Annotated in this window: 14 protein-coding genes; 4 read left to right on the top strand and 10 right to left on the bottom strand. The window is 73.6% G+C overall.

The window, feature by feature from the left end; all coding sequences use genetic code 11:
• Window positions 1–23: 23 nt before the first annotated feature.
• Both HNR10_RS15210 and HNR10_RS15205 read right to left on the bottom strand, forming a co-directional pair.
• Entirely contained in the window at window positions 24–890 is an 867-nt protein-coding gene (locus HNR10_RS15210; RefSeq protein ID WP_179824177.1) for a LacI family DNA-binding transcriptional regulator, read from the bottom strand.
• The gene (locus tag HNR10_RS15205) at window positions 890–3,373 is read right to left on the bottom strand and encodes a glycoside hydrolase family 2 protein (protein ID WP_179824175.1); all 2,484 of its coding nucleotides are present in this window, start codon (window positions 3,371–3,373) and stop codon (window positions 890–892) included. Before HNR10_RS15205 ends, HNR10_RS15210 begins: the two co-directional genes overlap by 1 nt.
• A gap of 315 nt (window positions 3,374–3,688) precedes the next feature.
• Between HNR10_RS15205 and HNR10_RS15200 the strand changes: the two genes are divergently transcribed.
• Window positions 3,689–4,894, top strand: a complete 1,206-nt coding sequence (locus tag HNR10_RS15200) for an ROK family transcriptional regulator (protein WP_312889277.1) — start codon at window positions 3,689–3,691, stop codon at window positions 4,892–4,894.
• Window positions 4,895–5,112: 218 nt separating this feature from the next.
• Entirely contained in the window at window positions 5,113–5,592 is a 480-nt protein-coding gene (locus HNR10_RS15195; RefSeq protein WP_179824171.1) for a hypothetical protein, read from the top strand.
• A 26-nt stretch (window positions 5,593–5,618) separates the two neighbouring features.
• Here the strand turns inward: HNR10_RS15195 and HNR10_RS15190 are convergent, their stop codons facing one another.
• From HNR10_RS15190 to HNR10_RS15170, 5 genes are all read right to left on the bottom strand, one after another.
• Complete coding sequence (locus tag HNR10_RS15190) at window positions 5,619–6,158, bottom strand: PadR family transcriptional regulator (RefSeq protein ID WP_179824169.1); 540 nt, start codon at window positions 6,156–6,158, stop codon at window positions 5,619–5,621.
• A gap of 21 nt (window positions 6,159–6,179) precedes the next feature.
• Complete coding sequence (locus HNR10_RS15185; RefSeq protein WP_179824167.1) at window positions 6,180–7,037, bottom strand: Rieske (2Fe-2S) protein; 858 nt, start codon at window positions 7,035–7,037, stop codon at window positions 6,180–6,182.
• Window positions 7,038–7,226: 189 nt separating this feature from the next.
• The gene (locus tag HNR10_RS15180) at window positions 7,227–9,242 is read right to left on the bottom strand and encodes an NADPH-dependent 2,4-dienoyl-CoA reductase (protein WP_179824165.1); all 2,016 of its coding nucleotides are present in this window, start codon (window positions 9,240–9,242) and stop codon (window positions 7,227–7,229) included.
• 87 nt (window positions 9,243–9,329) lie between these two features.
• On the bottom strand, window positions 9,330–9,776 hold the full coding sequence (locus tag HNR10_RS15175; RefSeq protein WP_179824163.1) for a cupin domain-containing protein: 447 nt from the start codon (window positions 9,774–9,776) through the stop codon (window positions 9,330–9,332).
• A gap of 123 nt (window positions 9,777–9,899) precedes the next feature.
• Entirely contained in the window at window positions 9,900–10,346 is a 447-nt protein-coding gene (locus HNR10_RS15170) for an Lrp/AsnC family transcriptional regulator (protein ID WP_179824161.1), read from the bottom strand.
• Window positions 10,347–10,446: 100 nt separating this feature from the next.
• Between HNR10_RS15170 and HNR10_RS15165 the strand changes: the two genes are divergently transcribed.
• Complete coding sequence (locus HNR10_RS15165; protein ID WP_179824159.1) at window positions 10,447–11,418, top strand: SMP-30/gluconolactonase/LRE family protein; 972 nt, start codon at window positions 10,447–10,449, stop codon at window positions 11,416–11,418.
• Here HNR10_RS15165 and HNR10_RS15160 read toward each other — a convergent pair.
• Window positions 11,399–12,034 carry a maleylpyruvate isomerase family mycothiol-dependent enzyme gene (locus HNR10_RS15160; protein WP_179824157.1) on the bottom strand — a complete coding sequence of 212 codons (636 nt, stop codon included), beginning with the start codon at window positions 12,032–12,034 and terminating at the stop codon, window positions 11,399–11,401. The genes HNR10_RS15165 and HNR10_RS15160 overlap by 20 nt on opposite strands.
• A 76-nt stretch (window positions 12,035–12,110) precedes the next feature.
• Between HNR10_RS15160 and HNR10_RS15155 the strand changes: the two genes are divergently transcribed.
• A complete protein-coding gene (locus HNR10_RS15155) occupies window positions 12,111–12,560 on the top strand; it encodes a MarR family winged helix-turn-helix transcriptional regulator (RefSeq protein ID WP_179824155.1) in 450 nt (149 codons plus the stop codon).
• A 6-nt stretch (window positions 12,561–12,566) separates the two neighbouring features.
• Here HNR10_RS15155 and HNR10_RS15150 read toward each other — a convergent pair whose 3' ends face one another.
• On the bottom strand, window positions 12,567–13,481 hold the full coding sequence (locus HNR10_RS15150) for an ABC transporter ATP-binding protein (protein WP_179824153.1): 915 nt from the start codon (window positions 13,479–13,481) through the stop codon (window positions 12,567–12,569).
• Window positions 13,478–14,494: a FecCD family ABC transporter permease gene (locus HNR10_RS15145; protein WP_376769792.1), complete on the bottom strand. Its 1,017-nt coding sequence runs from the start codon at window positions 14,492–14,494 to the stop codon at window positions 13,478–13,480. The genes HNR10_RS15150 and HNR10_RS15145 overlap by 4 nt, the downstream gene beginning before the upstream one ends.
• Between the last annotated feature and the right edge of the window lie 52 nt (window positions 14,495–14,546).

Raw genomic sequence — 14,546 nt, 5'->3', positions numbered from 1 at the left:
TTCCGAGGATACGAAACCGGGCCTCAGGCCGGGGCCGGCGCCGTACTGCCGCGGGGGACGAAGCGGGCGGCCGGGGACCACCGCGGTTCGACCGGGACGCCGTCGAGGAGTTCCAGGACCGAGCGGGCGACCGAGGAGCCGTACTGGTACACGTCCACGCTCATGGCGCTGAGCGCGGGTGTGGCCAGCTGGCACAGGACGGAGTCGTCCCAGGCCACCAGGCTCAGCCGCTCCGGCACCGGTACGCGCAGCTTCCGGGCGGCGGCCAGTCCGGCGACCGCCATGGCGTCGTTGTCGTACAGGATCGCCGTCGGCCGCGGCGCGCCATGGAGCAGGTCGGCCGTCAGCCGCTCGCCCGACTCGTGCGAGTAGTCGCCCTCCGCCACCGCCGGTTCGGGGAGCCCCGCCTCGCGGCACGCCTCGGCGAGGGCGGCGGTGCGCGCGGCGGTGTGCGCCAGCCGGGCGGGGCCCGTCACCCGGGCGATGTGCCGGTGGCCCAGCTCCGCGAGCCGGTCCACGGCCGTGCGCACCGGGGCCGCGTCGTCGGTGCGCACGGCCGGCAGGTCGGGTGGGCCCTCCCACGTGCCCGCGAGCACCGCCGGCAGCCCCAGGTCCCGCAGGAACCCCGGCCGCTCGTCGCCGGTGGTCAGGTTCACCACGACCACGGCGTCCACGAGGCGGCGGTCCGCCCAGCGGCGGTAGGTCGCGGCCTCCTCCTCCGGCGTGGCCACCAGGTGGAGGATCACCGACACGCCACGGCCCGCGAGCCGTTCCTCGATGCCCGCCACGAACTCCATGAAGTACGGCTCGGTGCCCAGCATCCGGACGGGCCGGGCGACGACCAGCCCGACCCGTCCGGAGCCCGCGGGACCGCGTCCCGGCTCGCCCATCAGGTGCGTCCCCGCCCGGCGTGCGGGGTGTTGGCCGACCGCAGCACCAGGGGCGCGGTCAGGGCGGACGGGTCGATGTCGGCCGCCGTCCGCACGGTGAAGGACCGGCTCTCCCCGGCGAGCAGCGTGACGAGCATGTCGTCCACCTCGGCGTCCGGTGCCACCCGGTCGGCCAGGACCGCGACGTCCCGCGCGAAGGACGTGGCGCGCACGTCCACGCGGTAGCCGCCGGGGACCGCGACCGCCTCGGCGGTCAGGGCGTCGGGGTCGTAGTGGAGGTCGGTGTCCTCACGGAACAGGTGCACGGCGCGGACGTCCCCACAGGCGGCCACCAGCACCTCCTTCTTGGTGTCGCCGGCCGCGAACAGCGCCCGGGGCAGGTCGAGCTCGGCGGTGGCGCGCGGCCCCACGGAGAGCCCGATCCGCTCCTCGGCGAGCACGGCGCCCGCGAAGCTCCGGCGCTCGGCCCCGACCACGCCCTCCCACGGCTCGTCGGTGTCGTTGACGGCCACCAGGACGTCGCGGCCCTCGCGCGGCTGCACCGTCAGCAGGCGCGGCGCGTAGGCGTGCCGGAGCCCGTACAGCAGGGGCTTGGCGCGCTCGTCGCCGTCGACCGCCGCCCAGGAGGTGACCGGCCAGCAGTCGTTGATCTGCCAGACGACCGCACCCGCGGTGCGCGGCCACCAGGACCGGTAGTGCTCGATCGCGAACACGATGGCGCGCGCCTGGTTGAGCTGGGTCGCCCAGTGCCAGTCCTCGAACGTGGTGGGCGTGGGCAGGTGGGCGGAGAACCCCCGGTCCAGCTTGCCGTTGCCGTCCTCGGCCTTCTGGTGCAGCAGGAACGCGGGCGACTCGGGGGTCATCGGCTCGTCGTGCACCCAGTCGGTCAGGGTGGTCCACGTGGGCGGGCCCTGGAAGCCGAACTCCGAGCAGAACCGGGGCACGTTGTCGCGGTAGGCCCGGTAGTCCGTCTGGTTCCACACGGTCCACTCGTGCTTGGTGCCGTGGTCGTCGTCGTTGGGGTGGACCGCGTCGAGGTCGTGCCCGGGGCTGTAGGGGCTGCCGTCGGCGTAGAAGCGGGTGGGGTCGAGTTCGGCCACGATGCGGGGGAACAGGTCCGTGTAGTAGCCGTGGCCCCAGGTGCGGCCGTCCAGCGGCTCCTGCCAGCCCCAGTCCATGAAGCCCCAGAGGTTCTCGTTCCCGCCGTTCCACAGCGCGAGTGAGGCGTGCGAGGTCAGCCTCGCGACGTTCTCCCTGGCCTCGGCCTCGAACTCGCTCCAGAGGGGCTCCTCCTCCGGGTAGGCGGCGCAGGCCAGGAGGAAGTCCTGCCACACGAGGACGCCGCGCTCGTCGCAGACGTCGTAGAAGTCCTCGCTCTCGAAGACGCCGCCGCCCCACACGCGGAGCAGGTTCATGTTGGCCCCGACCGCCTGGTCCACGCGGCGCTGCACGCGCTCCCGGGTGACGCGGGTGAGGAAGTGGTCGTCGGGGATCCAGTTGGCGCCCTTGACGAAGACCGGCTTGCCGTTGACCGCGATGGTGAACGGGGTCCCGTGCTCGTCCGGTTCCGTGTCCACGGTGACGGTGCGGAACCCGACGCGGCGGGAACCGGAGTCGAGCGGCTCGGCGGCGCCGGGCTCGGCGAGGGCGAAGGACAGGTCGTACAGGGGCTGTTCGCCGTGGCCCGCGGGCCACCACAGCCGGACGTCGGGGACCTCGACCACGGCGACCGCGGTGTCGGAACCGGCGGGCACGGCCGCCTCGACGCGCCGCCCGGCCACCTCCGCGGTGAGTACCAGGCCGGTGTCGGCCCCGGTGTCCGCGCGCTCGACGTCGGCGTGCACCTCGACGCGCCCGCTCCCGTCGGGCGCGACCGTGACCAGCGGGCGGACCCGGGCCAGCCGGGCGGTGGTCCAGCGCTCCAGGCGGACGGGCTTCCAGATCCCGGCGGTCTGCAGGTCGGGGCCCCAGTCCCACCCGAAGGAGCACGCCATCTTGCGGATCATGTTGTACGGGTGGGCGTTGGTGTGCGGGCGCGCGCCCAGGGCCTCGCGCTGCCGCTCGGCGAACTCCAGCGCGGAGCGGAAGGTGACGACGAGTTCGTTGGCGCCCTCGCGCAGCGCCGCACGGACGTCGAAGCGGTAGGACCGGTGCATGTTCGCGGTGCGGCCGAGCTCGTGGCCGTTGAGCTCGACGGTGGCCACCGTGTCCAGCCCGTCGAAGGCCAGGTCGACGCGTTCCCCCTCCTCCGGCGCGCTCGCGTCGAAGGTCAGCTCGTAGCGCCAGTCGGTGCGGTGCATCCACGCGAGCTCGGTCTCGGCGGAGTCCAGGTACGGCTCCGGGATGAGTCCGGCCGCCAGGAGGTCGAGGTGGGTGCTGCCCGGCACGGCCGCCGGCAGGTCGCGTCCGGCGACGTTCTCCGGGACTGGGCCGGCGATGGCGGACATGCGCCAGCCGTCGTGCAGGGTCTGACGGAACCGCATCCGGTCCTCCAGGTCGTGAGGTGGGGTGACGGGGGTGCGTACGCGGGGGCGTACGTGCTCGGTGACCGGTGCCTCTTGCGCTCACCGGCCACTGGGAGGATTCTTACTTTAGTGAACTAAGTAAGTCAACAGGCCTGCGTTCCGTCTCGGACGCGGGGCGGGTCCGGCGGTACCCTGGGGCGCGCCGTCGGGAGGCGGGTCCCGCGCGCCGCGCGACCGGGTCCCCGCCCGCACGGGCGCCACGGAACGCGACCGGCGGAGGTTCTCTTGGGCGGGACGGTACGGGCCACTCCCCACACGACGAGCAGGGCGGCGGTGCTCGACGTCATCCGCGCCGCGGGCACCATCAGCCGGGTCGGTCTGGCGCGGGCCACCGGCTTCACCGGCGCCACGATCTCGACGGTCGTCCGCCGACTCATCGGTGACGGCCTGGTCGTGGAGACCGGGCGCGCCGAGTCGACCGGTGGCAAGCCGCGGGTGCTGCTGCGGCTCGCCCAGGACGCCCGGTACGCGGTGGGCGTGCACCTGGACCCGGTCGGCATCACCCACGTGCTCACCGACCTCACCGGCGCCGTCGTCTCCCGGATGACCAGCGCCGGTGTCGGGACCGAGGACGCGTCCGTGGTCGTGGAGCGGACCGCCCGCCAGGTGGACGTGCTCGTGGAGGGCGCGGGGATCGACCGCGACCGCGTCCTCGGGGTGGGCGTGGTCTCGGCCACCCACGGGTCGCGCACGTCCGAGCCGGCCATGCGCTACTGGGGGGACTACCCGATCGGCACGGAGCTGCGCGAAGCGGTCGGCCTGCCGGTCGTGCTCGGCAACGACGCCACGGCGGCGGCGATCGGCGAGTACTGGTCGGGCGTGGTCGGCGGATCGTCGGTCTTCGCGGCCGTGTACATGGGCACCGGCGTGGGGGCGGGGCTGCTGGTCGACGGCGTCCCCTACCTCGGGAGCAGCGGCCACGCGGGCGAGATCGGCCACGTGTGCGTCGACGTGGACGGGCCGCCCTGCTGGTGCGGGGCCCGGGGCTGCGTCGAGGCGGTCGCCGGACCGGCCGCGGTGGTGGCGCAGGCCCGCGCCGACGCGGATCTGGCGCGCGCGGCGGGCCTGGAGCGGGGGGTCGACGGGCCCCTGCCGTCGGTGGCCGCCGAGTTCACGGCCGTGGTGCGCGCGGCGCGGCGGGGCGAGCCCACCGCCCGGGCCCTGCTGGACCGGTCGGCGCGGCGGCTCGCGGTCGCCGTGCGCGGACTCGCCAACGTCATGGACCTGGACCTGCTCGTGCTGACGGGCACGAGCCTGTCGGCGGCGGGACCGGTGTACCTGCCCGCCATCCGCCGCGAGCTCGACCAGGCGTTCTTCGCCCGGGGGACGCACGGGGTGGAGGTGCGGATGTCCTCGTCGGCGGAGACGGCACCCGCCATCGGCGCCGCCACCATGGTGCTGCAGTCCCAGCTCGTCCCGCTGCGTGCGGGCCGGCGGTGGCCGGAGGACCTGTCCGAGGCGGTACCGGCGCACACCTGAGGCCGAGGCCGGGCCAAAGCAGGAAGGACTGCGCCGGAGGCGTCCGTTGAGGGTGGTGGCGGACGACGAAGGCCCCAGTGTGAAGCGCCCCGAACACGGACTTCCGTCAGTACGGGGGCGACGATGGTCGGTCCCGCGAACGGGACCGTGGGGGGACGCGCGGCGGGCCGGCGCGGGGGAGTGTGGAGTGAACGGACACCGACCCCCCGGAGGACCCCATGGACCGCCTGCTGACCCGCCTCGACGGGCTCCACGCGCGTGTACGGAGGATCCGTGCGCTGACCTACTTCACCTGGTGCGTCAGGATCCTGCTGGCGCTCGGCTTCCTGCCCTCGGGCTACCGCAAGGTCGTCAACGAGCCCTTCACCCTGGAGGAGTCGCTCGGCGACGTCTACACGATGTTCACGGCACTGCACCAGGACTTCGGCGCGCTCTACGTCTTCGTCGGCCTGTGCCAGGTGGGCGCCGCGCTTCTGCTGCTCGTCCCGCGCACGGCGGCGCTGGGCGCGGCGGTCTACCTGCCGATCATCACCGGCATCGTCGTGATCACCGTCTCGATCGACTTCGGGGCGGGCACGCCGCTGATCACGTCGCTGATGCTGCTGGGTGCCGTCTACCTGCTCTGCTGGGACTGGCACCGGGTGCGGCCGGTCCTGGGGCCGCCCGGGCTCCCGGACACCACGGCCGTGGCCGGGTAGCGTCCACGGCCGGGTGGCGTCCGCGGTCAGGTGGCGTCCGGGGCCAGTTCGGCGATGGCGTCGTCGAGCCAGGTGACCCAGAACGTCTCCATGTCGATACCGGCGCGCAGGACCACGCGCTGCACGCGGTCGCGTTCGGTGCCCCGGTCCCGGGCGGCGTCGCGCCGCTCGATCTCCCGGTACTCCGCCAGCTGCTCGCCGTGCAGCCGCCGGTGCCGCCGCAGCTCCTCGACCAGGTCACCCAGACCGACGACCCCGGCGGCGCGCAGGCGCAGCGGCAGGGGGTCGCGCAGGGCGCGCGGGTCCTCGGGGACCGACACCCACCGCGCCAGCTCCTCCCGCCCCGCGGCCAGGACCTCGTACTCCTTGCGCTGACCGCGGGTCGGTGTGTGGGACGGCAGCGCCCTGATCAGCCCCGACTTCTCCAGTTTGCCCAGCTCCCGGTAGATCTGCTGGTGGGTGGCGGACCAGAAGTAGCCGATCGAGCGGTCGAAGCGGCGGGTCAGCTCCAGCCCGGAGGACGGCTTCTCCAACAGGGCGGTCAGGATCGCGTGGGGCAGGGACATGTGCGCATTCTAGGGACCGCCTCAGGCGTGTGAGGCGGGCAGGCGCACCAGCACCCTGCCGTCGACCACCGAGGTCTCCAGATGCTCCAGCCCGGCGGTGGCGGGCCCGTGGACGACCGAGCCGTCCTCCACGCGGAACTCGCTGCCGTGCCAGGGGCAGCGCAGGCACCCGTCGGCCACGGCCCCCTCGGCCAGCGGGGCGCCCGCGTGGGTGCACGTGCCGAGCGCGGCGTGCACGGTCGTACCCGACCGCACCACCACGACCTCCGTCCCGTCCACCTCGGCGCGCCCGGGCTCGCCCTCGGGGAAGCCGTCGAGGGTGCCGATGTCGCTCCAGTCCTCGGGGAACAGGTCGACCAGGTAGTCCGCGCTGTTGGCCCCCGAGGCCCGGTAGTAGGCCAGGTGCCCGCCCAGCGAACCGCCCACGGCCACCGCGCCCAGGCCGGCCATGGCCAGGGCACGGCCCCAGCCGTGGCGGTCGGCGGCGCGGGCCGCCGAGGAGGCGCCGAACAGCACGTAGCCGAGGCCGTTCGCCGCCGCGTGGGCCACGCCGACCCGCTTCTGCCGCTCGTGCTGGTCGGCCAGGTCGACGATCCCGCTCACCGAGGACGGCAGCGCGAACACCAGGCCGGCGTTGACCAGCGCGTGCGCGCTCCGGCGGTGGTCGCCCGGCAGCAGGTCCAGGACCACCGCCGAGAGCCAGGCGCCCAGCGGCACCTGCACCGAGAGCGGATGGAGCGGGTGCCCGAGCTGGACGCCGTGCAGCAGGTCGCGCAGGCGTCCCTCGGGCACGTTGTCGGCCAGCCGCTGGAGGACGGACGCCGCCGGGTCGAGCCGTTCGTCACGTTCGATCTCGCGTACGCGTTCACCGAGTCTCATGCTCGGACGACTACCCCCGGGCCGCCCGCGACATGCGTGTTCGCGGGACTTGGCGGTCCCTTGACCAGGCATGTCGTCCGCGCGGCGCGTCCAGGGGTCGTCCGCGCGTCGTGTCCGCGCGGCGCGTCCAGGGGCCGTGTCCGGGCGGCGCGGTGCCGCCCGACGCGGGCCGGGCAGCACCGGGCGCGGCTACAGCGATGCGGCCAGGCGCGTGCCCTGGTCGATGGCGCGCTTGGCGTCGAGCTCGGCGGCCACGTCGGCGCCGCCGATGACGTGCACCGTGCGGCCGGCGGCGGTGAGCGCGTCGGCGAGGTCCCGGCGGGAGTCCTGCCCGGCGCAGACCACGATGGTGTCGACGTCGAGGACGCGCTTGTCACCGTCGACCGTCAGGTGCAGGCCCTCGTCGTCGATCCGGTCGTAGTCGGCGCCCGCGACCATCTCCACGCCGCGGTGGCGCAGTTCCAGCCGGTGGATCCATCCCGTCGTCTTGCCCAGGCCGGCGCCGACCTTGGTCGTCTTGCGCTGGAGCAGGTGGACGGAGCGGGGGGCGGCGGAGCGCTCGGGACCGCGGAGCCCGCCGGGCGCGGTGAGCTCGGTGTCCACGCCCCACTGGCGGAAGAACTCCTCGGGGTCCTGCGAGGCGCCCTCGCCGCCGTCGGTGAGGAACTCGGCCACGTCGAAGCCGATCCCGCCCGCGCCGATGATCGCGACCGTGTCGCCGACGGCGGCCCCGCCCCGCAGGACGTCGACGTAGCCGACGACCTTGGGGTGGTCGATCCCGGGGATGTCGGGGGTGCGGGGTGCGACGCCGGTGGCGATGACGACCTCGTCGAAGCCGTCGAGGTCGTCGGCCGTGACCGTGGTGCCCAGCCGCAGGTCCACGCCGTGCTTGTCGAGCTGGACCCGGAAGTAGCGCAGGGTCTCGTCGAACTCCTCCTTGCCGGGCACGCGGCGGGCCATGTTGAGCTGGCCGCCGATCTCCCCGGCCGAGTCGAACAGCGTGACGGCGTGCCCGACCTCGGCGGCGGAGACGGAGAAGGCCAGCCCGGCGGGTCCGGCGCCGACCACGGCGACGTTCTTGCGCACGCGCGTGGGGGAGAGCACCAGCTCGGTCTCGTGGCAGGCCCGCGGGTTCACCAGGCAGGACGTGACCTTGAGGCTGAAGGTGTGGTCCAGGCAGGCCTGGTTGCAGCCGATGCAGGTGTTGATCTCCTCGGGCGCGCCCGCGCGGGCCTTGGCCACGAAGTGGGAGTCGGCCAGGAGGGGGCGGGCGAGGGAGACCATGTCCGCGTGGCCCTCGGCGAGGACGCTCTCGGCGATCTCGGGGGTGTTGATCCGGTTGACCGCGACGAGCGGGACGGACACCTCGCCCATGAGGCGCCGGGTCACGCGGCTGTAGGCGCCGCGCGGCACGGAGGTGGCGATGGTGGGGATGCGCGCCTCGTGCCAGCCGATGCCGGTGTTGATGATGGTGGCTCCGGCCTCCTCGACGGCCTTGGCCAGGCGCAGGACCTCCTCGGCGGTGGAGCCGCCGGGGACGAGGTCGAGCATGGAGAGCCGGTAGATGAGGATGAAGTCGGGGCCGACGCGTTCGCGCACGCGCCGGACGATCTCGACGGGGAAGCGCATGCGGTTCTCGTACGAGCCGCCCCAGCGGTCCTCGCGCCGGTTGGTCGCGGACACGATGAACTGGTTGATGAGGTAGCCCTCGGACCCCATGACCTCGACGCCGTCGTATCCGGCCCGCTGGGCGAGCTCCGCGGCACGCGCGAAGTCGTCGATGGTGCGCTCGACCTCGTCCTCGCCGAGGGCACGGGGGACGAAGGGGTTGATGGGCGCCTGGAGGGCGCTGGGCGCGACCAGGTTCTCGTCGAAGGCGTAGCGGCCGGTGTGCAGGATCTGCATCGCGATCCGTCCGCCCTCGCGGTGGACGGCCTCGGTGATCTGGCGGTGCTCGTCGGCCTCGGCCTCGGTGGTGAGCTTGGCGGCGCCCTTGAAGGTGGCGCCCTCGGCGTTGGGGGCGATGCCGCCGGTGACGATCAGGCCGACGCCGCCGCGTGCGCGTTCGGCGTAGAAGGCCGCCATCCGCTCGAAGCCCTGGGGGACCTCCTCCAGGCCCACGTGCATCGATCCCATGATGACGCGGTTGGGCAGTGTGGTGAAGCCCAGGTCCAGGGGTTCCAGGAGGTGGGGGTACTCGCTCATCTCGTCTCCTCGCGCGGGTGCCTCGCGGGCCGGTGTCGGGCCGGCCCGCGATCCATTATGCAACAAGTTGCACAAAGGGCCACCGGCTCAGACGAACTCGACCTCGTTGGCGCGGGCGACGGAGAGCAGGGTGGGGACGAGCTCCTCCCGGTCCGGGTGCTCGTCGAGGGCCGCGACGATGGCGCGGAACAGTCGGCCGGCGCGGTCACCCGTGGCGAAGCCGAGGAGGCGCGCCCCCGGGGCCTCGGCGGTGAACGTGTGCGCGACGTCGGCGGGCAGCGTGAGCGCCGCCCCCGGGGTCAGGCGGAAGCGCTCCCCCTCGGCCTCGACCGTCATCTCCCCTTCGAGGAGGTAGAAGGTCTTGGCCCAGGGGGTACGGCGCGGCGGCATCGGCGGGAGCGGCCGGAGGTCGATCTCGAACAGCTCGTAGGCACCGCCGGTGTGGTCGGCTCCGGCCTTCTCGACGTGCACCCCGTCGACGGTGTCCATCGCGGGGCCGTCCCCGGGTGCGGTGAAGTGGATGCGTGCGGACATGGCGGCGCTCCGATCGGGAGGCGTCCGGTCCGGACGGCGGGGCACCTCAGCCCGCTGGGGTGGAGCGCTGCCGGGCCAGTAGTCAGATTCTCTTACTAAAGTAGTAAGGGAATCTGACCACTGTCAAGCGGGGGAGTGGGGATCGGGCGGGCGCTCGAAGAAGGTCTCCAGCACCACCGTGGCCTGGGTGCCCGAGACGCCGGGGATGTCGTACAGGCGGCGCAGGACGTCCTGGAGCCGCTCGGTGGTCGAGGTGCGCACCTTCACCAGGACGGAGGCGCTGCCCGCGATGACGTGCGCCTCCTGGATCTCGGGCACCGCCGCGAAGGCCTCGGCCGAGTCGCCCATCCAGGCCGAGGAGTCGACCAGGACGAAGGCGAGCACGCCCTGACCCAGTGCGGCCGGGTCGACGTCCACGGTGGTGCGGCGGATCACGCCGCCTGCCCGCAGCTTGCGCACCCGCTCGTGCGCGGCGCCCGCCGAGAGGCCGACCGCGTCACCGAGGGCGGCGTAGGAGCGGGTCGCGTCCTGCAGGAGGAGTCCCACGAGAGTGCGGTCGGTGTCGTCCACGTCCGTCCCTTCGGAGCCAGGTCTGGCGAGACCATAGATGATTCTGTAATACTCGCCTTTGGTTGAATGTGGTTCAGAGTTTATCTCGTTGGAGGAGACCATGTCCAAAATCGTCGACTCGGGTCCCTACGAGATCCTGGACCGGAGGTTCGCCACCGGGCGCTGTGCGAACGGGGACTCCCGGCTGGAGCGGCTCTTCGGCGACTGCCGCTGGGCGGAGGGGCCCCTGTACCTCCCGGCCTGGCGCCAGGTCGTCTTCAGCGACATCCCCAACGACCGGATGCTCCGCTGGGACGAGGAGACCGGCGCGGTCGGCCTCTTCCGGGCCCCGGCGGGGCACAGCAACGGCAACACCCTCGACAGGGAGGGGCGGCTGATCACCTGCGAACAGGGCAACCGGCGGGTCACCAGGACCGAGCACGACGGTTCGACCACCGTCATCGCCGACCGATACGAGAGCCGGCGGTTCAACAGTCCGAACGACGCGGTCGTCCGGTCCGACGGCTCGATCTGGTTCTCCGACCCGACCTTCGGCATCACGAGCGACTACGAGGGGCACCGGGCGCGGAGCGAGATCGGCGCGGCGAACGTCTACCGGGTCGACCCGGGCACGGGCGGGGTCCGTATGGTCGCCGACGGCTTCGGCGGGCCCAACGGGCTGGTGTTCTCCCCGGACGAGCGGGAGCTGTACGTCTCGGACACGGTCTCGGGGCGGATCCGCGCGTTCGAGGTGCGCGACGACGGCACCCTGGCGGACGGGCGGGTCTTCGCCGAGGCGCCGGAGGGCGCGGCGTTCGACAACATCCGCTTCGACGACGGCGGGCGCCTGTGGGTGGCGGCCATGGCCGACGGCGTGCACTGCTACGACCCCGACGGCACGCTGATCGGTCGGCTGCGGGTGCCCGAACCGGTCTCGAACATCGCCTTCGGCGGGCCCAAGAACAACCGGCTGTTCATCACCGCCACGACCTCGCTCTACTCCCTGGTGATGGCCGTGACGGGCGTGCCCCGCGTCCTCCCGCCGGGCGGCGTGGCGCCGCACCCCTCGGAGGTCAGCGCACCCGTTCGGTGAGGGCGCGCGTCCCGGGGCCGCCCAGCCGGTCCAGGGCCGCGGTGCGCCCGGTCAGGAGCATCAGCAGCGCCCAGGCCGGGCCCTCCACCAGCGGCCCCTCGCCGCGTGACCACGCGGTGTCGGTGGCCGCCAGCCGCAGGCCCCGCAGCCGGCGCCGCGCCCGGAAGGGCCATCCCATGTCCCAGACGCGGTCCAGGCTCGCGCGCGCCGCCCCGACCGGGACGGGCCGCTCCAGGCCGAGCGGCAGGGCGATGTCCTGGCCGTGGACGAGGATGTCGAAGAGGATGTTGCGGTGGTCGGTCAGGACGACGAGGTCCCGCGAGGCGGCGTGGTCGCGCAGTTCGGCGACCAGGTCCGCGCCGGGCCGCCGGGCGTGGCGCACCGAGACGTCGTGCACCATCCGGTCGTAGTCGCCGCGGGCGCGGACCAGCTCCACGGCGGCGCGGGACAGGCTCGTCAGCTGCGGAGCGAGGGCGACGTGCCCGGCGACGTCGCGCACCCGCCAGCCCGCGCACAGCGACGGCGTCTCCCACTGGGTCTCGGAGAGGCCTTCGAGCAGATCGGCCAGGCTGCGGCGCTGCTCCTCGATGATCGTCCAGGCGGAGTCCGGGTCCATGGTGCTCTCCCGGCGGAGAATTGATAAGATTCTCTGACCATTTAAACAGACTGCGGCACCGACCACCAGGGGAACCATGGCCGAGACGACGACGGACGAGGACATCAGCACGGGCGTCCTGCTGTTCCTCCCCTTCCGGGAGATGGAACGCCGCGTGTTCGACTTCGTCGTGGCCGCCGGGTACGACGACATCACCCTCGCGCAGTCGCGCCTCTTCCAGCGGATCTCTCCCGGTGGCAGCCGACTGACCGACCTCGCCGAGCAGGCCCGCATCACCAAGCAGAGCGCGGGCTTCCTGGTCGACCAGCTGGAGAGGGCCGGGTACGTCGAGCGCGTGCGGGACCCCGACGACGCCCGCGCCCGCCTGGTCCGCGTCGCGCAGCGGGGCGCCAGGGTGGTCGCCCTCGCGGCCGGCGAGGTCGAACGGATCGAGGCGGAGTGGACGGCGCACGTGGGGGCGGAGGAGATGGCGCACCTGAGGCGCGTCCTCCTGCGCCTGCGGGAGATCACCGACCCCTACGCGTGACCCGGGTCATGCGCCGGTCTCGGTCCCCCGGACCCGGGTGTCGGTCGGGACGACGAGCGGCGTGCCGGTCTCGGGATCGGGGATCACGACGTTGGGCAGCCCGAACACCTCGTCGACCAGGCCCGAGGTGATGGTGTCCTTCGGGGCGCCGGAGGCGACGATCCGCCCGTCCCTCATCGCGACCACGTGCGAGGCGTAGCGTGCGGCGTGGTTGAGGTCGTGCAGGACCGCCACGACGGTGCGCCCCCGCCGATGGAGGTCGTGGAGCAGGTTGAGGACCTCGATCTGGTGCGCGATGTCGAGATAGGTGGTGGGTTCGTCGAGCAGGACCAGGGGCGTCTCCTGGGCCAGGACCATCGCGATCCACACACGCTGGCGCTGCCCGCCCGACAACTCCTCGACGCGCCGGGCCGCCAGGTCCGCGACCCCCGTGGCGGCGAGCGCGTCCAGGACGGCCCGCTCGTCGGCGCGCGACCACTGGCGGAGCACGCGCTGGTGGGCGTAGCGGCCGCGCGAGGCGAGTTCGGCGACGGTGATCCCCTCCGGGGCCGCCGCGGTCTGTGGCAGCAGGCCGAGTCGTCGCGCGGCCTCCTTGGGCGGGTAGGCGGCGATGTCCCGGCCGTCCAGCACGACGGTTCCCGACGCCGGCGGCAGGAGCCGGGCCAGGGACCGCAGGAGTGTGGACTTGCCACAGGCGTTCGGGCCGATGACCACGGTGAACGAGCCCGGTGGGACGACCAGGTCCAGGTCCTCGACCACGGTCCGGCGGCCGTAGCGCAGGGTGAGCGCCTCGGCCCGCAGCCGTGCGTCGGCGGTGTCGGGGCCGTGGGGGCCACTGGCGCTGGTGGGGCCGCTCGGGCCGTCGGGGCCCCGGGCCGCGGTCCGCGAGGGCTCGGGGGAGGGGCACGGCTGTGTCGTCATGGACGCTTCCTGGCTTCGTGGACGAGGAGCCAGACGAGGTAGCCGCCGCCGAGGACGACGGTCACCACTCCGACCGGCACGGTGAGCGGGACGGCGTGCTGCGCGACCAGATCCGACCCCAGCAGCAGGGCCGCCCCGACGGCACCCGACACGCCCAGCGGGATGCCGGGGGAACGGGCGAGCCGGCGGGCGATCTGCGGCGCGGCCAGGGAGATGAACGCGATCGGTCCGGCCACGGCCGTGACGACGCTCACGAGCGCGACGGCGACGGCGATCGCCGCCAGGCGGACGCGGTCGACCCGCACCCCGGTCGCCCGCGCGGAGTCGTCGCCGAGGTCCATCTGGCGCAGTGCCGGTGTGAGCCACGGGACACAGGCGAGCAGGAGGAGCACGCACGCGCCCGCGGGGACCGCCGTCGCTCCGGTGACGCCGTTGAGCGTCCCCGCGCCCCACGCCGACGCGAAGAGCGCGGTCTCCAGTTCCACGCGCAGCAGCATCCACGTATTGGCCGAGGCGAGCATGGCCGAGACGCCGATGCCCACCACGATGAACCGGAACCCCTGGAGCCCGTCGCGGTAGGCGAGCAGGTAGATCGCGACCGCCGCCGCCAGGCCGCCGACGAGGGAGCCCGTCATCAGCAGCGGCCAGCCCCCGCCGAGCACCAGGAGCGCGACGAGCATGCCGGTGAACGACCCGTTCGCCAGGCCGATGATGTCGGGGCTGGCCAGCGGGTTGCGTGTCAGCGTCTGGAAGACGCCCCCGGCGACGGCGAGCGCGGCGCCGAACAGGGCGGCGGCGACGGCGCGCGGGAGCCGCCACTCCAGGACGACCGTGCGCGCGAACCCGTCGGTCCGGCCGGTGAGCACCCCCATCACCTCGGGCAGGGTCATCGGGAAGTCTCCGAGGGCGAGCGCCGACAGACCGAGGACGACGGCCGCTCCCGTGGCGGCGAGCGCGACCGTGGCGGACCGGACGCCGAACACGACGTTCAGCCGGTCGGGTCCCGCGACGATCCGGCGCCGGCCGACGTCGAGCCCGGCCCTGTCGGAGTCCTGGCGCGCGGTC

Origin of the sequence: Nocardiopsis aegyptia (genome assembly GCF_013410755.1) — a bacterium.
GTDB classification, from domain to species: Bacteria; Actinomycetota; Actinomycetes; order Streptosporangiales; family Streptosporangiaceae; genus Nocardiopsis; species Nocardiopsis aegyptia.
Note: the sequence above shows the minus strand (reverse complement) of the source record. Positions and strands in the feature narration are given on the sequence as shown.